Source organism: Lacunisphaera limnophila (assembly GCF_001746835.1).
Classification (GTDB): Bacteria; Verrucomicrobiota; Verrucomicrobiia; order Opitutales; family Opitutaceae; genus Lacunisphaera; species Lacunisphaera limnophila.
Genome location: NZ_CP016094.1, coordinates 1,362,386 through 1,381,978, shown reverse-complemented (window position 1 = coordinate 1,381,978; position 19,593 = coordinate 1,362,386). Strand labels below are relative to the sequence as shown.

The window sequence follows — 19,593 nt, the reverse complement described above, 5'->3', positions numbered from 1 at the left end:
GTGGTGGAGCGCGTTGCCCGCAACGCGCTTCTCTCCCTCCGATGCCCCCCCATCCCCGCCAACCCAGCGTGCGCAGTGTCCGCACGCCCCCGGCACTCACCGCGCTGCGCGCGTGGCTGGGCACCTTCCCCGCGGAAAAACGCGAGGAAGGCGGCGAGTATTACCGCCGCAAGGCCGTGAAGGAGGTCTGGTCCGAGGCCGACCATCTCGTGAAGGCCGAGCTCGACCTCGGCGGCGAGGTCCTCGCCATCACCCTCTTCCTCACCCGCGGCGCCTGGACCTCGCGCTGCTCGTGCCCGGTGCTGCACCAGTGCGAACACGTCTACGCCGCCAGCCTCGCCTGGCTCGCCGCTGTCGAATCCGGCCAGCTCGACGGCCGCCGCCCTTCCATCCCGCTGCTGCCCGCTGAACGCTCCGCCGACGCGAAACCGGCCGTCCCCGCCGCGCCGCTCGGTGAAACCGTCCTGTCCCCCGGCCTCTCGGCTTGGCTGCGGGCGCTCCCCGCGCCCGGCGAGCAAGCCGCTGCCGCCTCCGCCGGTGCGCTGCACGCGGTCGCCGGCCTGCGCGTGCGCCTCGACGCCCACGGCAAGTGGCACCTTGAGATCCGCGTGAGCGACGAGCCCCGCTGGAAACCGCCGGCCAAACGCCTGCTCGCCGATCTCGCGGCCTCCCGTCCTGCTGATTTCGAACACCTACCCGCCGCCGAGGCCGCCCTCGGCGCCGCCTTTGCCGCCGAATGCCGCCTCGACGCGCGCACCCTCACGCCGCGGCTGTCGCTGTCCGAGGAAACCGTCATCGGCCTCCTCCGCACCACCGCCGCCCGCGCCGCGCTGGTACTGCCCGACGGCACGCCGTTCACCGTGCAAACCGACCCGCTGGCGTTCCAGGCCAGCGCGTCGCCCGGCCAGGCCGACCGGCTGGATCTGCACCTCGTCACCCCCGACGGTCGCGTGGCCACGGGCGCCCGCCTGATCACCCCGCGACCGGAGCCGCTCTACCTCTTCGACGGCCGCGTCTGGCGCGGCCCGCCCCCCGTGCCAGCCTCCCACCTGCCGACCGCGGCGCTCAACGATGTCCGCCTCCTCCCGCGCCTGCGCGCCGCGGGCATCCGTCTGCCCGCCGGACTGTCGGCCGAAATCCGCACCGTGGTGCTGCGCCCCCGCCTGCGGTGCTGGCTCACGCCGGCCTTCGAGGAGAATGAGCGCGACTTCCACGCCCAGCTCGTCGCGCGCGCCGAAAATCCGCCCTGCGAGCAACGCTGGACCGAGAACGCCGGCTGGCAATGGAGCCCCCAGGGCCTGCCACCGCCCCGCGGGCCGGAGGAACCGCTGCTCGAGTTTGACCTCACCGCCGCCTCGGCCGTGAGCGGAAGCTTCGCCTCGTTCCGGCTCGTTTGGGACGGCTGGGCCGAGGCCTGGACCCGCCCCGTCTCCGATTCCTTCCCCGACGAGTTCATCAGCTGGCATGACGCCTTGCCGGACCACGTGGAGCTCGATGTCTCCCCGGAACTTGCCGACCTGCTTGGGGCGCCGGTGCGGGGCCACCTCAGCGTGTCCGTCGCCACCGCCGGCGACAGCGAGCAGGACTGGTTCGATCTTTCGGTCGGTATCGGGGTGCAGGACACCACGCTCACGCCCGAGGAAATCGCCCTGTTGCTCAAGGCCCGCGGCAAATGGGTCACGCTGCCCAAACATGGCTGGCGCCGTCTCGATCCGGCTATCGCGCTGGATCCGGACTCGGCTTCGGCCCTCGAACGTCTCGGCCTCAGCGTGGACGACGTGATGGCCACCGGCCGCGCCACCTCGCACCGGTTGCACGCGCTGCAACTCGCCGCCGAAGCCGCGCCCTTGGTCGGGACCGACTCCCTGCTGGTGCACCATCTCCGCGACCGCGCAGCCCGCCTCGCCGCCCTGCCGGCCCCAACCCTGCCCGCCGGCCTCCGCGCCGAATTGCGGCCCTACCAGCGCGAGGGTTTTCTCTTTCTTGCCCACCTCTCCGCCCACGGCCTCGGCGGCGTCCTCGCCGACGACATGGGCCTGGGCAAAACCGTGCAGACCCTCGCGTGGCTCCTGCACCTCGCCGAGACCCGCCCCGCCGGCGCCCCGCCGTTCCGCTGCCTCGTGGTTTGTCCGAAGAGCGTGACGCATGGCTGGCTGACCGAGGCCGCGCGGTTTGCGCCCGGCCTCGCGATCGCCGCCTTCGACCCGGTCAGCCCGCGCGCCATCACCGATGCGATCAATGCGCCGCACCAGACCGCGCCCCGCATCCTCGTCGCCAACTACACCCAGCTCAGGCTCCACGCCACGGCCTTCCGCGCCGCCCCCTGGGATGCGGTCGTGCTCGACGAGGGCCAGTTCATCAAGAATCCCGGCAGCCAGGTCGCCGTCGTCGCCCGCGCCCTGCGCGCCCGCCACCGCGTCGTCCTCACCGGCACGCCGATCGAGAACCGGCTCACCGACCTCTGGAGCCTCTTCGCCTTCGCCCAGCCCGGCCTGCTCGGCGACCAGCCCGCTTTCCGCCGCCAATACCCGGAGGTCGAGCCCGAAGCCCTCGCCCGCCTCCATCGCCGCGTGCAGCATTTCCTCCTGCGCCGCACCAAGGCCCAGGCCGCGCCCGACCTGCCCACCCGCACCGAGGACGACATCATCGTGGACCTCGAGGGCGAGCAGCGCCGGCTCTACGACGCCGAACTCAAGCGCGCCCGCGCCCACCTCATGGGCGTGAAGACCCCCGGCGAATTGGGCGCCGTGCGCTTCCACGTGCTCGCCAGCCTGCTCCGCCTGCGCCAGATCTGCTGCCACCCCGCACTCGTCGACCCGGCCCACGCCATCCTGCCCAGCGCCAAGCTCGACGCCCTGCTCGAGCGCGTCGAGGAACTCGCCGACGAGGGGCACCAGGTCCTCGTTTTCAGCCAGTTCGTGGGGATGCTGGAGATCATCCGCACCCGCCTCACCGCCGCGAACATCGGCCACCTCATCCTCACCGGCGCCACGGAGAACCGCGCCGAGCTCGTCGACCAGTTCCAGACGGACCGCACCAAGACGGTTTTCCTGCTCTCGCTGAAAGCCGCCGGCTTCGGCCTCAATCTCACCGCCGCGAGCTACGCATTCCTCTACGACCCGTGGTGGAACCCCGCCGCCGAGGCCCAGGCCATCGACCGCATCCACCGCATCGGCCAGACCCGCCCCGTGATGGCCTACCGCCTGATCGCCGACAACACGGTCGAGCAGAAGATCCGCGCTCTCCAGCGCGAGAAATCCGCCCTCGCCTCCGCCGTCATCCAGGAAGAGTCCGTCGCCACCGTGATGGACCTCGACAGCCTGCGGGAGATCCTCAGCTAGCCCGGCCCCGGATCCTAGATTCCACCGTGGAAAATCCCTGCACCTTCTCCCCTGACCGCCGCCACCGCTACTCGCTCGTGCACCGTTGGAATCCGCTCTTCAGCGACCGGCTCATCCTCTGGATCGGGCTCAATCCCTCGACCGCCGACGAACAGCAGCTCGATCCGACGCTCACGCGCATCCGCTCGTTTTCCCAGCGCGAGGGCTTCGACGGTTTCTGGATGGCCAACCTCTTCGGCCTCCGTACGCCGTATCCCAAGGAGATGATGGCCGACCCGGATCCGGTCGGCCCCGGCAACGACGCGGCCCTCCTCGAGGCCGCCGCCCGCTGCACCAAGATCGTCGCCGCCTGGGGCGCCGGCGGAAATTTCCAAGAACGTGGCCTGGCGGTGGCGCGCTTGCTCAAGGGCCACAAACTCTGGTGCCTCGGCACCACCCAGGACGGCCAGCCGCGTCATCCGCTCTACGTGGCCGGCAAAGCACCCTTGGTGCGGTGGAAACCACCGGCCTGATTTCTTGGCCGTTGCGCCGGATCGCGGTGGTACCTGACCTTCATCCTTCGTTGTTCCAGCCACCGTGGTTTGCTCTTTCGCTTCGCGCCCGCGTGAACACGCTAGGTGCATGAACCCCACCCCTTGGCTTCGCCGTCTGGCGATCCTTCTCGTGTTGACCGTGTCCGCCTTTGCCGCCGCACCCCAAGCCCCCATCCCCGTCCTTTTCGACACCGACATCGGCACCGACATCGACGACGCCTATGCGCTCGCGCAGATCCTCCACAGCCCGGAACTGCAGCTGGTGGGCGTGACCACGGTCTCAGGCGACGCCGTGGCGCGCGCCCGACTGGCGGCCAAGCTGCTCGCGGTGGCCGGCCAGCCCGGGATTCCTGTTTATGCAGGCACCTCCACCGCCGCCCAAAACATGAAGCACGCCGAGTGGGCCGCCGGCTTCACCTCGCCCGCCCTGCACGAGTCCGGCGGCGTGGAATTCCTGCGCCAGCAGATCAACGCCCGCCCGGGCGAACTCACGCTCATCGCCGTGGGCGAGATGACCAACGTTGCCGCCCTGCTCGAATCGGAGCCCGGCATCGGCCGGAAGATCAAGGCCATCGCCCTGATGGGCGGCTCGGTCCGCCGCGGCTACGCCCCCGCCTCTGCGCCCGAACCGGAGTGGAATTTAAAATCCAACATCCGGGCCGCCCAGATCGTGTTCGCCTCCGGCGTCCCGCTGCTCGTCGCCCCGCTCGACTCCACCGCGGATCTCAAGCTGACGTCCGCGTGGAAGGTGCGTCTTTTCTCGCAGGGCACGCCGCTGAACGACGCCCTCGCGTCCCTCGACTATGTCTGGCGTCACACTAACCACTGGGGCGGCACGGACCCAACGCTGTTCGACAACCTCGCCGTGGCCCTCGTGGCAACGCCCGGCGTGGCCCCGCTCACCCCGCTGCACCTCACCGTCGAAGCCGACGGCCTGACCCGCGAGCACGCCGACCGGCCGGCCAACGCCCAGGTCGTCCTCACGACCGACATCCCGGCCTTCCTCGAGTACTTCACCGCCCGCCTGGAGCGGTGAGCCTGTCTGCTTCGCCGGTTTATAGCCCCTGCGGGGCGCGGAGCCACTCCAGCAGCTTCACGCCGGTGACGAACCGCACCTCGGGTTTCGTGAGCGCGTAGGCGATAAAATCCTCGATCGCCTTCCGGCGGTCGGGCTTGTCCGCCGGGTAGAGCGCGGTGTGCCCGCCGACCATGAAGGGCGCACGGTTGCCCGCCAGGCGCAGGTCGAGCGTGTGCTTCAGGATGGCCAGGAATTCCGGGCCGTCGCATTTCGCCGCCTCTAGCACGTTCCAATCGAGGCCGGAAATCTTGTCGGTCGGCTCACCCGAGCCGCTGCCATAGGACTCCTTCAGGGCGGCACCGATCCGGGCCCGCAGGCCGGGCTTGATGCCGTGCGCAGCACATTCGTCGTCGGCCGGGATCATGAAGACATGCAGCGGGATCTCCCACAGGCCGGGGTGTGAGCCGACATGTTTGGGCGAGTCGGCCGGGAAGGAGTGCGCGTTGCCCGGGCTGCCTGCGTCGAGGGTGTAGGGCCAGAAGAAGTTCGTGCCGTCCTGCCCGGGCTGGTCGCCCTCCTCGATCGAGCTGTCGTAGAGCTGCGCCTCAGCCGCCAGCGCCTCGAAGGTCGCGGCGTTGTAGGCGAGAAACGGTGTGCGGAAACCCACCACGCCGTGGGCGGGAATGCCCGTCTCCGCAAACGTCGCCTCGCAGGCGGCCATTTCGGCGCGCCATTTCGCCACCGTGAATTCGCCACCCTGCTCGTGGTTTTGCGTGTGGTTCGCGATCTCGTGACCCGCGGACAGGGCTTGGTGATGAATGGAGATGAGCGTGCGGTCGTTCCAGTATTTGCCGTTGCTGAAAAAGATCGCGCGCACCGGCGCGCCGTCGAAGGTGGCCGCCGTGCCCCGGCCGGCCGGGTTGCGCAGCGCCTGCACGTGATCCACGAACCACGTCATCGGCTCCGTCTGCGGGTTGTCGTCGAACCCCAGCAGCACGAACTGCGGCGCCGCGGCCGCGGCGAGTCCGCCGGGGGGCTGGGCGGAGGCGGGACGAAGGTCGGCGGCGGCAAGGGGAGAGAGCATGGGCAGAAGCAACAGGGGCAGGAGGCGGGGGTTCACCCAACCAGAGGTATCCGGCCGCGTCCCCAGCGCAAACCCGATGTGCATGCCGTTCTCAAGGCCGGGGCCAAGGTTCTCAACTGTTCCTGCCGCCGGGGCCTTGCGTTTCCACTGGCGTCTGGTCTGATCGCCGCGCCCCGTCCCTCCCCACCCCCTCCGCCTGACCTTCCCATGAGTTCCCCCGCTCCGGCCGTCCGCAATCCCTGGTATTGGGTTCCCTCCTCCTACCTGTCCGAGGGCATCCCCTTCGCGATGGTCATCTGGGTCGCCGGCACGATGTTCAAGGATCTCGGCCACAGCGACGGCCAGATCACGCTGGCCACCGCGAGCATCGGCATCGCGTGGTCCCTCAAGCCGCTCTGGGCCGCCTTCCTCGACATGTATCGGACGAAGAAATTCTTCGTCCTCCTGATGGAGCTGCTCATGGCCGGCCTGCTCTGCGCCATCGCCGTCTGCCTGCCGCTGCCCAACTATTTCCAGATCACCATCGCGGTGCTCTGGGTCCTCGCCTTCGCCTCGGCCACCCAGGACATCTGCGTCGACGGCATCTACATCACCTCGCTCGACGAGAAAAAACAGGCCGCGTTCATCGGCGTGCAGGGCGTGTTCTGGAACGTCGGCCGCCTCTTCGGCACCGCGGTCGTCGTCTGGCTGGCCGGCTCCCTCAAGGAAGACCACGGCATGTCCACCACCGCCGCCTGGGGTTGGGCGCTCGGCCTCGCCGCCGTCACCCTCGCCGGCCTCGCCGCCTACCACTGGTTCATCCTCCCGACCGGCTCGATCACCGAGCGGCCCAAGAGCGTCGGCGAGATCGGCCGCACGTTCTACGACTCCATCGCGGACTTCTTCCGCAAGGAACACATCTGGGGCATGCTGCTCTTCGTGTTCCTCTACCGCAGCTCCGAGGGCCTGCTGCTCATCGAGGGGCCGCTCTTCCTGCAGGCCTCGCCCGAGCTGGGCGGCGTCGGCCTGAGCCTGAAGGAAAAGGGCATCATCGACGGCACGATCAGCACCTTCGTCAGCCTCTTCGCCGGCCTGCTGGGCGGCGCGTTCATGGCCAAATACGGCCTGAAGCGGAACACGCTCATCTTCATGGCGCTGTGCCTGAACATTCCGCACATCACCTTCGTCATCCTCTCCCAGCTCGCCGGCCCCGGCCACACGCTGTCCCTCTGGACCATCGGCTCCCTCGTCACCATCGAGAAGTTCGGCTATAGCTTCGGCTTCGTGGCCAACATGCTCTATATGATGCAGCAGATCTCCCCGGGCCGGTACCACATGACGCATTACGCGTTCTGCACCGCCCTGATGAACCTCATGCTTGTGCCCACGCAGATGGTCAGCGGACCGCTGGCCGACCACTTCGGCTACAAGACCTACTTCATCATCGTCATGTTCGCCGCCGTCCCGTCGATCCTCGCCGCCTGCTATGCGCCGTTCCCGCGCAAGTTCGGCCACGACCGACCGGCCACCGGTGCCTGATCGCGGACAATCCGCGCGCAGCATCGGGCGGTGACAGGGCCGCCGGAGAAAGTACCTTAATCAGGTCCGGACGGTGCGTCCGGACCCAACCCCTCCCCGTCATGACCCTCCGCCGCTTCCTGCTGCTCGGCACCCTCGCGCTGGCCACCCTGGCTGGCGCGGCCCCGGGCGAACCCTCCGCCCCGCTCGCGCTCAATGACCGTGGGTATTTCGCCAAGCGCGGCCTGAACGTGATGCTCGCCAGCGACTACTACCCTGAAAGCCACCAAGGCGGGGTCGGCATCATCCAGAACGGCCTGCGCACCGCCACCAACGGCGACCTGCGCCTCAGCCCGACGCCCGGCCAGTGGCAACCCACGCCCGTCACCGGCGAACGCACCGTGGACGCCGCCACCCAGCAGATCAGCGTGCGCATGCATTTCCCCGACGAGAAAAAGAACCGCACCGGTTTCAATCCGATCGACTACCCCGATCTCAAGCTCGACTACACCGTTCGGGTCACGCCGGCGGGTGGTGATGCCTTCCGCATCATCGTGGATCTGGCCGCGCCGTTGCCCGCCGACTGGGTCGGCCAGGTCGGTTTCAACCTCGAGCTTTTCCCCGGCTACCTCTTCGGCAAATCCTTCCTCCTTGGCGGACAAGCCGGACTGTTTCCCCTCCAGGCCAACAGCCCGGCCGCCCCCGCCTTGGGTGACGACCACCAGGTCGTGCCGCTCGGTCGCGGTCCGGTGCTGACCATCGCGCCGGAATCCGAGGCCCAGCGCCTGAGCATCGAGGCCGTGCGCGGCGGCGAGCTCCTGCTGCTGGACGGACGCGCGCGTCATAACAACGGCTGGTTTGTGGTCCGCTCCCTCGTCGCGGCGGGCGCCACCACCGGAGCCATCGAGTGGCTCGTCACCCCGCACGCCATTCCCGGCTGGACCGCCGAGCCCGTCATCCAGGTCTCGCAGGTCGGTTACCACCCGCGCCAACCCAAGGTCGCCGTCATCGAACTTGACCCGAACGACGCGGCCCGTCCCTCCGTCGCCCTCTACCGGATCGGCGCGACTGGCGCGGAACTCGTCCGGGAACAACCCGCCCAGGACTGGGGCAATTTCCTCCGCTCCCGGTACGTGCAGTTTGATTTCACCGCCATCGAGCAACCCGGTCTCTACGAGGTCCGGTATGGCGAGCGCCGCTCCGCCGCCTTCCCCATCGACCCGCAGATCTTTGCCCGGCACGTCTGGCAGCCCACCGTCGACTACTTCCTGCCCGTGCAGATGTGCCACATGCGCGTGAACGACAACTACCGCGTCTGGCACGGGCTCTGTCACGATGACGACGCCCTCATGGCCCCGGCGCCGCACAACCACTTCGACGGCTACGCGCAGGGTCCCTCGACCCTCACCCGTTTCCAACCGGGCGACCACGTCCCGGGCCTCAACCACGGCGGCTGGCACGACGCCGGGGACTACGACCTGCGCGTTGAGTCGCAGGCCGACACCATCCACGGCCTCGCGCTCGCCTGGGAACTCTTCCGCCCCGAGCACGACAACACCACGATCGACCAGGCTCGCCGCCTCGTCGACATCCACCGCCCCGACGGCAAGCCCGACCTGCTCCAGCAGATCGAACATGGTGCGCTCAGCATCGTCGGCGGTTACCAGGCGCTCGGCCGGCTTTACCGCGGCATCATCGAACCTTCGCTCCGGCCGTATGCCCATCTCGGCGACGCCGCCACGATGAACGACCAGCAGGTCTTCGTGGATGACGCCGCGCGCACCGCCCAGCAGGCGCTGGCCGCCGCCGCCGTGCACGGTTCTCAGGCCGAGCCCGTCCCTGGCCTGCCGCCGCTCGGCACCGCCGGTTCTCCGGATGACCGCTGGGTGTTCACGGAGGACAATCCCGATCGCGAGCTCATCGTCGCCGCCGGTCTCGCCGCTGCGTCCCGCGCGCTCCGGGGTTACAACGATCCGCTGGCCGCCGACTGCCGGCGCATCGCGGAGGAACTGTGGACCCAGGCCGGCACCCCGCGTTCGCCGCTCGCCCGGCTCGCGCCCGCCATCGACCTGCTGCAGACGACGGGTGACCAGAAATACGCCGACGCCATCGTCGGACTCGCTGACCTCGCGACCCGGAACCTCGTGCCCGATGCCGGCACGGACGAGCGTCGCGTCCACGCCGGCTGGCTCGTCGCCCGCTCGCTGGCCCTCGTGCCGGATCCCGCCTATCAGGAAAAAATCCGCGGCGCCCTGCGGAGCTACCGCACCCGGCTCGCCGCGCTCGAGCAGGCCACACCCTACGGCGTGACCTACCAGCCCGACATCTGGGGCGCGGGCTGGGCGATCCAGCGCTTTGGCGTGGAGCAGTATTTCCTGCACACTGGCGCGCCCGACATCTTCCCCGCCACCGCCATGCACCAGGCCCTCGCCTTCATCCTGGGCTGCCACCCGGGATCCAACACCGCCTCCTATGTTTCGGGCGTGGGCGCCCGCTCGCTGACCACGGCCTATGGCGTCAACCGCGGTGACTGGTCCCACATTCCCGGCGGCGTGGCTTCCGGCACCGCCCTGATCCGGCCCGACTTTCCCGAGCTGCTCACCTGGCCCTTCCTCTGGCAGCAAACCGAATATTGCCTTGGCCGCCCGACCAGCGATTACGTCTTCCTCGTGCTCGCCGCCGATCATCTGCTCAAGCCATGAAATTCCTGGCCCCGCTTGCCGTGATGTGCGCCGGCTGGGTCTCCGCCGGCGCGACGGAGTGGCAGCCGGTCACCTGGCACGGTGAACCGGCGTTTGCGTCGGCCTCGGCGGGTTGGCGCGCCGTCGTCTCGGTCACCCGCGGCCGGCTCATGCACTTCGGACCCGACGGCCAGGACACCAACCTGTTGCTTGCCCCGGCCACACGCGCGAACCGCAACCGCCTCGGCGGCCACCGCCTCTGGCTCGGACCGCAGACTTCCTGGAAAGGCTTCTGGCCGCCGGCCTCGGCCTGGGAATACGAGGAGCCCGCCAAGGTCACGAGCGAGGGCGGCCTGCTCCGCTTCGTGATGCCGGAGAGCCCCGACGGCTGGCCGCGTCTGACCCGGACCTACCATTGGGCGGGCGCCGAACTCATCTGCGGCGCGGAAGCCTCCGGCGGCACGCGGCCGGCTCAGTTCATCCACATCCTGCAGGTGCCCGCATCCATGGAGGTGAAGACTGAGGTGCACCCGGAATCCGATTTTCCCGCCGGTTATGTGCGCCTGACCTCCACCGCGGGACCCTTTGCCACCCGCTTTGCTCCCCCGCCCCACGCCACGCTGGCCGGCTCCACGCTGACCCTGCGCCACACGGGCGCGGTCGGAAAATTCGGTTTTCGTCCGCAGCCCCTGATCGGTACCCTCGGTGGCTTCAGTCTGCGCGTGGCCCGCGGCACCCAGACGGGTGCCGTGGTCGGCGAGCCCGACGAAGGTTTTCACACCCAGGTTTACCTCAGCGAGGAACATGAAGCCTTCGTGGAGCTCGAGGAGCTGTCGCCCCTGTTCGCCCCGGGGAGTCCCGCTCGCTTCGAGCTGGTGCTGTCGGGCGCACGGCTCTGACGCCGCTACCAGCCTGCCCCGGCCCACGCCCTTGGCCCGGGCCCGCCGATTTGACTGTAACCTGCACCCCAAATCTGGGTTTACCCGGGCGGCGACGGCTCGATCCGTGGCTACCGCAAGGGCGAGGCGGCACCGCGCGACGCCGCCGGCCTGTTCGTCGGGGCCAAATCCTACCTGCAGTTCAACCTCGAGCTCGAGCAGGCCCTGAGTGGAAAATGGTCGGTCGTGTTGTTCGGTGACGCCCTGGGCACCGCGGCCAGTCTGCGCGACTATCCGTCGACGGACACGCTCTACGCCGCGGGCCTGGGCCTGCGTTACCAGACCATCATCGGCCCCGTGCGCCTCGAATATGGCCGCAACCTCAACCCGCGCCCGCTCGATCCCTCCGGCACGCTGCTGTTCTCCATCGGCTATCCGTTCTGAGTTGCGACGAGGGTATTGTGGGGCGGGGTTCAGGAGACCGCGCGCTGCGGCTTAAGCCAACCGCCGCCTCACCCGCCCGCCACCTGATAGAGCAGAAACACGATCAGCTGCGCGGTGAAGACGCGGAGCAGCATGACGAGCGGGTAGACCGTGGCGTAGGCGACCGCCGGGGCGTCGCTCGCCGTGGTCTGTTGCGCGAAGGCCAGCGCCGGCGGGTCGGTCATGCTGCCGGCCAGCAGGCCGCAGAGTTCGGCGTAGTTGAGTTTCTTCCAGGCGCGCGCCACCAGGCCCACGAGGAGCAGCGGCGCCGCCGTGATGAGCGCGCCAAAGAGCAGCCAGCGCACGCCGTCGCCGCCCATGAGCACCTCCATGAATTTCTCGCCGGACTTCAACCCGACCGCCGCCAGAAACAACGTGATGCCGACCTCGCGCAGCATGTGGTTGGCGTTCGTCGGCAGGTACCAGACGAGCGGTCCGGTGTTCGCCACGCGCGACAGCAGAATCGCCACGACCAGCGGGCCGCCCGCGAGCCCGAGCTTCACCGCCGCCGGCAGGCCGGGCACGGCGAAGGGGATCGAGCCCACGATGACGCCCAGCGCGATGCCGAGGAAAAAGGGAATCGGCTGCGGCGAATTGAGTGCGTGGTTGGAGTTGCCCACCACCGCGGCCACCGCGTCGATGTGCGGCTCCTCGCCGACGGCCATCAGCACGTCGCCGAACTGCAGCCGGAAACCCGGCGTGGCGGTGAACTCGATGCCGCCGCGCGTCACCCGCGTGACGACGACCCCGTGCTCGGTGAAGGCCTCGACCTCGCCCAATTCGCGACCGAACACATCGCTGCGCGTCACGATCAGCCGGCGGTTGGTGATTGAGCCGGGCACCGCCTTCAGGTCCACCCCGGCGTCCGCACCAACGACCACGCGCAATTCATCGAGCCCTTCCTCGGGGCCGACCGCATGCAGGATGTCACCCAGCCGCAGCAGGGTGTCGGGCCGCGCCACCTCGACGAGGCCGCCGCGGGAAAAGCGCGAGACGATCACCCCCGAGCCGGCGAGGCCCGGCACCTTGCCGAGCGCGCGGCCAACCAGGTTGGGGTTGCGCACCTCGAAATTGCGCGTGGCCGGCTTCGGCCGGCTCGGCGCGTGCGCCGCCTCGGCGGCGGCGACCTCAGCCTTCACGTCCACCCGGAAGACCCGGCGCACGATCACCATGGTCAGGATGATGCCGATGATGCCGAAGGGATAGGCCACGGCGTAGGCCAGCCCCTGTACCACGGCGACATTGTCGGCCGTGCCGATCTGCTTGAGCGCCTGCTGCGCGGCCGCCAGGCTCGGGGTGTTGGTGGTCGCGCCGGAGAGCAGGCCGACGCCGGCCGGCAACCCGACCCAGCCCCCGAGGATGATCGCGGTCGCGATCGCGGCTCCCAGCAGCACGATGGCGGTGGCAAAACCGTTGAGCATCAGGCCGCGGGAGCGCAACGAGCCGAAGAACCCGGGCCCGATCTGCAGACCGAGCGTGTACACAAAGATGATGAGGCCGAATTCGCGCACGAATTCCAGCACATGGGCGTCCACTGACAGCTTCAGGTAACCGAGGAAGAGGCCGGCAAAGAGCACCCCGGCCACCCCAAGGCCCACGCCGCCCACGCGGATTTTACCCAGGGCCGACCCGGCGGCCCCGGCCACGCCCAGCAGGATGACGGTGCGCGCCACGGATTCTTCAGTGAGGAGATGGGACAGCCAGTTCATGGTCAACAGGGGCCGAGCCTACCAGCCGCCCCCAGGTTGGGCAGCTCAATTTTTGTGCATTCCTGCGCAATCCATCGACCGATCTTATGTCACGGGTTCATCCTCGGCTGGCATCCGGCCGATTTTGTGTCATCTTTTCCCCCATGCACCCCCCACGCTCCCCCATCGTGCTGCTCGCCGGGTGGCTATTTCTGCTGGCCGCCTGCTCCTCGCCCACCTCGCCCAACGCCATCATGGATCGCGTGGACGCCAACCGTGACGTATATGAATCCTGGTCAATCGAGACCAAGGACGCCGTCCTCTCGGGTATCGTGCAAAAGGGCATGACCCCCGACATGGTCTACGTGGCCCGGGGCAAACCCACCGAGAAGGTGGACCGCGGCAACGGCGACGAGGTCTGGGTTTACCGCATCAGCGGCGGCAGTTCGGGCGGCAGCATCCTGCCGCGCGGCAGCACCGTGAGCGTCGGCACCGGCGGCTCGGGTTACCCCGGCGGTATTTATCCCGGCGGGGGTTATCCCGGGAGCGGCTACCCGGGCACCTACCCCACGGGCGGCAGCGGGGTTTATATTCCGCCCATCGTCCTCGGCGGCGGCAGCAGCGGCGGCTACGAAGAACCCGTCCTCGAGGACCAGATCATCTTCCGCAACGGCCGCGTAACCCACGGCGACGGCGTCAAGTAAGCCCGGCTCCCTAGTGGGAGCGACCTTGGTCGCGCCAGGCTCGGGCGCGGTCGCTGACCGCGCTCCCTTCTCCCCGCCTTTTTGTGTGTTTTGTGCTTTTTGTGGCCCATCCTTCTGAGACTCTGGGCCCGTGACCTCTCCTTCCCAGAGCCTGGCCCGCGCCCGTGAGCTGATCGACACCGCCCACGCCGGTGATCCGAAACGCACCGCCGACGGCCGTCCCGCCGAACTCGTCTACGCCGACCGGGTGGAAGCCTGGGCCGCGCGCGCCGCCGCGGAGCCCACACCGCTGCTGTTGCTCGCCGCGCGCTGCCAGCACCTCGAGCGCTGGACCGTGCCGCGCACCACGTTTCCCGAGGGCAAGGCCGGCTACCTGACCTGGCGGAGATCCCTCTACACCAAACAGGCCGACCGGGCCCGCACCCTCCTCCTGCAGGCGGGCGTGCCCGCACCCGAGGCCGATGAGGTGGCCACCTGGGTTTCCAAAACCGGCCTGAAAACCAATCCCGGCACCCAGGCCCTCGAGGACGCCGCCTGTCTCGTGTTCCTGGAAAACGAGATCGAGGCCTTCGCCGCGCAGCACGGCGACTACCCGCGCGAGAAATTCGTGGAGATCATCCGCAAGACTTGGAAAAAAATGAGCCCGCGCGCCCAGGCGCTCGCCGGCACGATCACGCTGTCCCCGGAGATCGGCGCCCTGGTCACCGAGGCGGTGACGGCCGGCTGACGCTTGACTGGATGTAGGGCGGGGTCTCCGAACCCCTCCTTCGTTCGATCGCACCATCACGTTCGCGGCGGGGTTCGGAGACCCCGCCCTACAACCGAATCCCCATGCACAAGATCAACCTCGCCGAAAAACTCGCCCTGTTCTCGACCCACTGGGACCCCAAGATCGTCGCGGAACTGAACGGCCAGCACGTCAAGCTGGTGAAGTTCCGCGGCGAGTTCGTCTGGCACCACCATGAGCACGAGGACGAGCTGTTCCTCGTCGTGCACGGGAGCTTCGACATGCATTTTCGCGACCGGGTCGTGCCGTTGCGCGAGGGAGAGATGCTCGTGGTGCCGCGCGGGGTCGAGCACCGGCCCGTGGCCGACGCGGAGGTAAGCGTGCTGCTGTTCGAGCCAGCCGCGACCCTGAACACCGGCAGCGCCGGGGGCGACAAGACCATCGCCCGCCCGGACTGGATCTGATTTCAGGCCCGAGGCTTGCCTCGCCCGCGCCGACCGGGTCGTATGCGGGCGGTTGAGCGACCCCGCACACACTGACGCTTCCCTCCGCTGGCGCTGGCTGCTGCCGGTCGCCGTGCTGGTCGCGGCGTTTCATCTCTCGCCGTTCGGGCCCGCGCTGGACCGGGCCTTTTTCGACGGCGCCGCCCGGCATCCGCTGCGCCCGCCACCGCTGCCGGACAACTCCGCGCTCGTGCTGGTGGACGAGGCCACGATGGCGGCCATGAGCGACCTCGGCGTGCGCTGGCCGTTCCCACGCCTGATCTTCGCGCAGCTGATCGCAACCCTGCAACTCGCCGGCGCGGAGAAGGTCGTCGTCGACTTCACCTTCTTTGAGGAGTCCGACGCCATGCAGGACCAGGTGCTGGCCGGCGTGGCCGCCGCCGCCCCCTCGGTCGTGCTGGCGCGCACCGCCGACCGACCACCCATCTTCTGGCCGGAGGAATTTGTGGCCGCCCAACCGGATCTGTTCCGCATCCCGCGCACGGGCTTGGTCGAGTTTCCCGCCGACCCCGACGGGGTGGCCCGGCGTTATCTGCCGCCCGGATCGCTGGCCGCCGCTGCGCTCGACCGGCCCGCGCTGCCGCCCGGCGGCCTGGTGCGCTGGCACGGGGGTCTGGCGGAAATCTCGGCCCGGGGCGTGCGGGTGTTGTCCGCCGCCCCGTTCATCGCCGCGGGCCGGCCCCTCCTTGAGCGTCTGCTCGCCGCCGCGCCCGATTTGGATGCGACCGGCCTCGCCGCGGCCCTGCGCGCGGAGCCGCACATGACTGGCGCCCTCGCCGCGTCCGTGCGGGGCAAGGTGGTGTTTGTCGGCGCCAACGCGAGCGGCACTTTCGACGTGAAACCGCTGCCGATCGGCCGCGTGGAGCCGGGCGTCCTCCTGCATTGGACGGCTTGGACCAACCTGGCCACCGGCGGCTTCATCACCGCCCTGGGCTGGCCGGCGATCCTGGGCGCCGCACTGCTGGCCGGCAGTGTGGTGCTGGTCGCGGGTCGCAAGCTCCACTCGCTCGTGGCCCCGGCCTCCGCAGCCGCCCTGGTCGCCGCCACGCTGCTCGGCGGCTCCTACGCGGCGTTGGCCGCGGGCTGGTTCCTGCCCCCCGCGACGCCGCTGGCCGCCATCGGGCTGGTGCTCCTCGGTGTCGTGGCGGAGAATTTCTGGCGCGAGCAGCGCCGCAAGCGCGCCATCCAGGCCATGTTCGGCGCCTACGTGGACCCCGGCGTCGTGGCCGAACTCGTGCGCAACCCCGCGTCGCTGCAGCTCGCCGGGGAGCGGCGCGAGGCTACGGTGTTCTTCTCCGACCTCGCCGGCTTCACCGATCTCTCCGAGAAACTGCCGCCCGAGCAGATGGTCACGGTGGTCAACGCCTACCTCGACGAAACGAGCGAATGCCTGCACCGGCACGGCGCCTACGTGGACAAATACATCGGCGACGCCGTGATGGCCGTGCTCGGCGCCCCGCAGACCCTGCCCGACCACCCGCTCGCGGCTTGTCGCGCGGCGCTCGAGGCCCGGCAGGCCCTCGTCGGCATCAACGCCCGCTACGCGGCCAAGGTGGGCGTCCACCTCGAGGTCCGCATCGGCCTCAACACCGGCGAGATGATCGTCGGCAACCTCGGCTCCTCCCGCAAAAAGCAATACACCGTGATGGGTGACACCGTGAACCTCGCCTCCCGCCTCGAGGGCGCCAACAAGGCCTTCGGCACCGGCATCCTCCTCGGCGAGGAAACCGCCCGGCGCGTCCAGGCGACCATGGAAACCCGGCCGCTGGCGCGCCTGCGCGTGAAGGGCAAGCTTCAGGCCGTCGAGGTGCACACCCTGCACGGGGCCCGCGGAACGCTCCCGCCCGACGAACAGGAATTTGTCGTTGCCTACCGCACGGGTTATGCCGCCTTGGTCGACCGGAACTTCGCCGCCGCCGTCGCCGCGCTCGCTCGTGCGCTCGCGTTGCGGCCGGACGACCTGAGCACCGCCCGCTGGCACGACACCGCGACGACCTTCCTCACTTCCCCGCCCCCACCCGATTGGGAACCCGTCATTTCCCTGGATTCAAAATGAAAACGCCCACCCCTTGGTCCGGCCTGATGCTGGCCGGCCTGCTCACCACCTCCGCCGTGGCCGCCTTCGAGGCTGGCGGCTTCGTCTACACCAAACGCCAGGAGACCGTGCTGCTCGCCGCACCGCAGCCGCTGGCCGAGGCCGCCGCCACCCTGCCCTACGGCCGCAAGCTCACCATCGCGGAGGTCTCCGGCGCGTGGCTCCGCGTCAGTGAGGGCGCCGCCGCCGGCTGGGTGTTCCGGGGCAACGTCACGGCCACCAAGCCCGCCGAGGTCAAGGGCCTGCTCGACGGCGTGCCGCAGCTCGCCAGCCAGACGACGGCCACCGCCGCCGCCCGCCCGCTGGCGCCCGCCGCCGCCACCTATGCCACCGGCAACAACCTGGAGTCCGCCCAGGCGGATCTGGAGTGGCTCCTCGCCGCCTGCGCCGAACTGACGCTGGACGAGGTCGAGACCTACCTGCAGGCGAACCGCAAGGGGGCCTACCAATGAACGCCCGCCTATCTCTCCTCGGCCTCGCCGCCACCCTGCTGCTGGCCGGCGTCCCCGCCTCCGCGCAGCTCGATTTCGGCAAACTTTCCAAGGGACTCGACAAACTCAAGCAGGGCCTCGACACCGGCAAGGACGCCGCGAAGGTGGCAAAGGGCGTCACCGGCATCGGCCCCGTGGAGGAGCGCAACATTGGCGACGCCGTGGCGCTCGAGATCATCGCGAAGTACGGCGGCCTCGACCGCGATCCCGACGTCCTGCGCCACGTCAACCTTGTGGGCCGCGCCCTCGCGCAGTTCTCCGACCGGCCCGACCTCGAGTGGCGCTTCGCCGTGCTCGCCTCCGACTCCGTCAACGCCTTCTCCGCCCCCGGCGGCTACGTCTTCATCACCCGCGGGCTCTATGAGCGCGCGGACAGCGACGATGTGCTCGCCGGCATCCTCGGCCATGAGATCGCCCACATCACCCAGCGGCACGCACTGAAGATCGTCGAGCGCAACGAGGCCGCCGCCGGCGGCAAGAGCCTCCTGCTCAAGCGCAGCAGCGACGCCCGCGAACTGAACAGTCAGGTCGAGGAAGCCAACCGCGAGCTCGGCGTGGACCTGGGCGCCCTGGCCAAGGCGATCATCGAGACCGGCTTCGACGCCCCGACGGAATACGAGGCCGACCGCGAGGGCCGACTCCTGGCCGTCAGCAACGGCTTCGCTCCCGGCGGCCTGCGCGCCGTGCTGGCCGGGCTCCGCCAGACCGGCGAGGATCGGCGGACGATGTTCGCCACGCACCCCCCGCTGGGCGAGCGCCTCCAGCGCCTGCCCGACGAGCCCGCCCCCCGGCCACGCCGCCGCCGCCGCGCGCCCTGCCGGCCACCTTCACCGCCGACGGGGAACCGGCGCAGCTGGCCAAGCTGAACGGCCAATCCCTCCACCTGCTGACCCCGGCCGGCGAAACGCCCTGGTGGCAACACGAGGAGGGCGACGTGCTCATCCAGGCGCAGACCGAGGGCGTACAGGTGGAATTCCGCGAGGGACCGGTCTCGCTCGCCCCCGGCGAAATGCTGGTGGTGCCACGGCGCCGCGCTTACCGCTTGGTGGCGCCTGAAACATCCCGCGTGCTCGTCCTGGCCCCGGCCGCTGTTACTTTTGAATGAAACCCGGCCTCGTTTTGTAGGTTTTTAACAGGCGCGAGGAAACTTTGGCTCCCGGTGGCGGCGTCTCTCCCGCACACTATCCACCATGAAGAAGTCCTCCCTCGTTGTTCTCTTCGCGGCCGGCCTGGCCGCCAGCCTCCTCTCCCAACCCGCCTTTGCCGCCGATAAGAAAGCCCGCACCAAGCAGCAAAACGGCATCTACTCCACCGGGAGCGGCAAGTCGGGCACCTTTGAGGGCACGACCACGCGCGAAAAGGGACGGCAAACGCGGGAGGGCTCCGTCACCAACCAGGACGGCAAAACCGCCACCCACCAGTCGGAACGCAAGTGGGACAAGGCGACGGGCACCGGATCCACGGCGCGCACCACCACGGGGCCCGAGGGCAAAACGGCCACGGTGAACAGCACCTCGGTCAAGAACGAGGACGGTACCCTCACCACCACGGGCAGCCGCACCGGTTTCAACGACCGGACCCAAACCTTCGAGAACACCGCCACCAAGACCGAGAACGGCCGGACAACCACGGGGAGTGTCACCAACGCCGCCGGCCAGACGGTGACGACGACCGGCACGGTGGCGCGCGAAAACGGCCAGCAGACCAAGACGCAGACCGCCACCGGCCCGGACGGCAAGAGCGCCGAGCGCGTCGTGCTGACGAAGAAAAATGCGGACGGATCGGTCACTCGCCTCATCGAAGTCACCGGCCCGGACGGCAAGACCACGACCCGCACCGAGACGATCGCCGTAACTCCGACCCCGTAACA

At 69.3% G+C, this 19,593-nt stretch carries 16 protein-coding genes; 14 read left to right on the top strand and 2 right to left on the bottom strand.

Annotated features, from left to right (window positions below):
• The first annotated feature begins 41 nt into the window (after positions 1 to 41).
• From Verru16B_RS05785 to Verru16B_RS05775, 3 genes are all read left to right on the top strand, one after another.
• A complete protein-coding gene (locus tag Verru16B_RS05785) occupies positions 42 to 3,341 on the top strand; it encodes a DEAD/DEAH box helicase (protein ID WP_069961398.1) in 3,300 nt (1,099 codons plus the stop codon).
• Between the two features lie 26 nt (positions 3,342 to 3,367).
• Positions 3,368 to 3,853 carry a DUF1643 domain-containing protein gene (locus Verru16B_RS05780; RefSeq protein ID WP_157772263.1) on the top strand — a complete coding sequence of 162 codons (486 nt, stop codon included), beginning with the start codon at positions 3,368 to 3,370 and terminating at the stop codon, positions 3,851 to 3,853.
• Between the two features lie 109 nt (positions 3,854 to 3,962).
• Positions 3,963 to 4,910 (top strand): nucleoside hydrolase, encoded by a 948-nt coding sequence (locus Verru16B_RS05775; RefSeq protein ID WP_083270132.1) that lies wholly within the window; start codon positions 3,963 to 3,965, stop codon positions 4,908 to 4,910.
• 19 nt (positions 4,911 to 4,929) lie between these two features.
• Here the strand turns inward: Verru16B_RS05775 and Verru16B_RS05770 are convergent, their stop codons facing one another.
• Positions 4,930 to 5,976, bottom strand: coding sequence for a polysaccharide deacetylase family protein (locus tag Verru16B_RS05770; protein WP_157772261.1), 1,047 nt, complete (start codon positions 5,974 to 5,976; stop codon positions 4,930 to 4,932).
• A 207-nt stretch (positions 5,977 to 6,183) separates the two neighbouring features.
• Here Verru16B_RS05770 and Verru16B_RS05765 point away from each other — a divergent pair, with 207 nt between their 5' ends.
• From Verru16B_RS05765 to Verru16B_RS17765, 4 genes are all read left to right on the top strand, one after another.
• Positions 6,184 to 7,494: an MFS transporter gene (locus Verru16B_RS05765; protein ID WP_069961396.1), complete on the top strand. Its 1,311-nt coding sequence runs from the start codon at positions 6,184 to 6,186 to the stop codon at positions 7,492 to 7,494.
• 101 nt (positions 7,495 to 7,595) lie between these two features.
• The gene (locus Verru16B_RS05760) at positions 7,596 to 10,175 is read left to right on the top strand and encodes a glycoside hydrolase family 9 protein (RefSeq protein WP_069961395.1); all 2,580 of its coding nucleotides are present in this window, start codon (positions 7,596 to 7,598) and stop codon (positions 10,173 to 10,175) included.
• Positions 10,172 to 11,053: a hypothetical protein gene (locus Verru16B_RS05755; protein ID WP_069961394.1), complete on the top strand. Its 882-nt coding sequence runs from the start codon at positions 10,172 to 10,174 to the stop codon at positions 11,051 to 11,053. Before Verru16B_RS05760 ends, Verru16B_RS05755 begins: the two co-directional genes overlap by 4 nt.
• 72 nt (positions 11,054 to 11,125) lie before the next feature.
• Entirely contained in the window at positions 11,126 to 11,476 is a 351-nt protein-coding gene (locus Verru16B_RS17765) for a BamA/TamA family outer membrane protein (RefSeq protein WP_083270130.1), read from the top strand.
• 68 nt (positions 11,477 to 11,544) lie between these two features.
• Here Verru16B_RS17765 and Verru16B_RS05745 read toward each other — a convergent pair whose 3' ends face one another.
• On the bottom strand, positions 11,545 to 13,224 hold the full coding sequence (locus Verru16B_RS05745; RefSeq protein WP_069961392.1) for a putative transporter: 1,680 nt from the start codon (positions 13,222 to 13,224) through the stop codon (positions 11,545 to 11,547).
• A gap of 143 nt (positions 13,225 to 13,367) precedes the next feature.
• Here Verru16B_RS05745 and Verru16B_RS05740 point away from each other — a divergent pair, with 143 nt between their 5' ends.
• From Verru16B_RS05740 to Verru16B_RS05710, 7 genes are all read left to right on the top strand, one after another.
• The gene (locus tag Verru16B_RS05740; RefSeq protein WP_069961391.1) at positions 13,368 to 13,907 is read left to right on the top strand and encodes a hypothetical protein; all 540 of its coding nucleotides are present in this window, start codon (positions 13,368 to 13,370) and stop codon (positions 13,905 to 13,907) included.
• 130 nt (positions 13,908 to 14,037) lie between these two features.
• Complete coding sequence (locus Verru16B_RS05735; RefSeq protein ID WP_179947404.1) at positions 14,038 to 14,634, top strand: DUF4202 domain-containing protein; 597 nt, start codon at positions 14,038 to 14,040, stop codon at positions 14,632 to 14,634.
• A gap of 104 nt (positions 14,635 to 14,738) precedes the next feature.
• Positions 14,739 to 15,098 carry a cupin domain-containing protein gene (locus Verru16B_RS05730; RefSeq protein ID WP_069961390.1) on the top strand — a complete coding sequence of 120 codons (360 nt, stop codon included), beginning with the start codon at positions 14,739 to 14,741 and terminating at the stop codon, positions 15,096 to 15,098.
• Positions 15,099 to 15,150: 52 nt separating this feature from the next.
• Positions 15,151 to 17,193: an adenylate/guanylate cyclase domain-containing protein gene (locus Verru16B_RS05725; protein ID WP_069961389.1), complete on the top strand. Its 2,043-nt coding sequence runs from the start codon at positions 15,151 to 15,153 to the stop codon at positions 17,191 to 17,193.
• Positions 17,190 to 17,684: an SH3 domain-containing protein gene (locus Verru16B_RS05720; RefSeq protein WP_069961388.1), complete on the top strand. Its 495-nt coding sequence runs from the start codon at positions 17,190 to 17,192 to the stop codon at positions 17,682 to 17,684. Before Verru16B_RS05725 ends, Verru16B_RS05720 begins: the two co-directional genes overlap by 4 nt.
• A complete protein-coding gene (locus Verru16B_RS05715) occupies positions 17,681 to 18,589 on the top strand; it encodes a M48 family metalloprotease (RefSeq protein ID WP_069961387.1) in 909 nt (302 codons plus the stop codon). The genes Verru16B_RS05720 and Verru16B_RS05715 overlap by 4 nt, the downstream gene beginning before the upstream one ends.
• A 324-nt stretch (positions 18,590 to 18,913) precedes the next feature.
• Positions 18,914 to 19,591 (top strand): hypothetical protein, encoded by a 678-nt coding sequence (locus Verru16B_RS05710; RefSeq protein WP_069961386.1) that lies wholly within the window; start codon positions 18,914 to 18,916, stop codon positions 19,589 to 19,591.
• Positions 19,592 to 19,593: the final 2 nt, after the last annotated feature.

Excerpts from the sequence above, each read along its gene's own strand:
- Verru16B_RS05765 (WP_069961396.1), top strand. The coding sequence starts at position 6,184 with ATGAGTTCCCCCGCTCCGGCCGTCCGCAATCCCTGGTATTGGGTTCCC.
- Verru16B_RS05745 (WP_069961392.1), bottom strand. The coding sequence starts at position 13,224 with ATGAACTGGCTGTCCCATCTCCTCACTGAAGAATCCGTGGCGCGCACC.
- Verru16B_RS05730 (WP_069961390.1), top strand. The coding sequence starts at position 14,739 with ATGCACAAGATCAACCTCGCCGAAAAACTCGCCCTGTTCTCGACCCAC.
- Verru16B_RS05785 (WP_069961398.1), top strand. The coding sequence starts at position 42 with ATGCCCCCCCATCCCCGCCAACCCAGCGTGCGCAGTGTCCGCACGCCC.
- Verru16B_RS05760 (WP_069961395.1), top strand. The coding sequence starts at position 7,596 with ATGACCCTCCGCCGCTTCCTGCTGCTCGGCACCCTCGCGCTGGCCACC.
- Verru16B_RS05740 (WP_069961391.1), top strand. The coding sequence starts at position 13,368 with ATGCACCCCCCACGCTCCCCCATCGTGCTGCTCGCCGGGTGGCTATTT.
- Verru16B_RS05775 (WP_083270132.1), top strand. The coding sequence starts at position 3,963 with ATGAACCCCACCCCTTGGCTTCGCCGTCTGGCGATCCTTCTCGTGTTG.
- Verru16B_RS05715 (WP_069961387.1), top strand. The coding sequence starts at position 17,681 with ATGAACGCCCGCCTATCTCTCCTCGGCCTCGCCGCCACCCTGCTGCTG.
- Verru16B_RS05720 (WP_069961388.1), top strand. The coding sequence starts at position 17,190 with ATGAAAACGCCCACCCCTTGGTCCGGCCTGATGCTGGCCGGCCTGCTC.
- Verru16B_RS05710 (WP_069961386.1), top strand. The coding sequence starts at position 18,914 with ATGAAGAAGTCCTCCCTCGTTGTTCTCTTCGCGGCCGGCCTGGCCGCC.
- Verru16B_RS05755 (WP_069961394.1), top strand. The coding sequence starts at position 10,172 with ATGAAATTCCTGGCCCCGCTTGCCGTGATGTGCGCCGGCTGGGTCTCC.
- Verru16B_RS05770 (WP_157772261.1), bottom strand. The coding sequence starts at position 5,976 with ATGCTCTCTCCCCTTGCCGCCGCCGACCTTCGTCCCGCCTCCGCCCAG.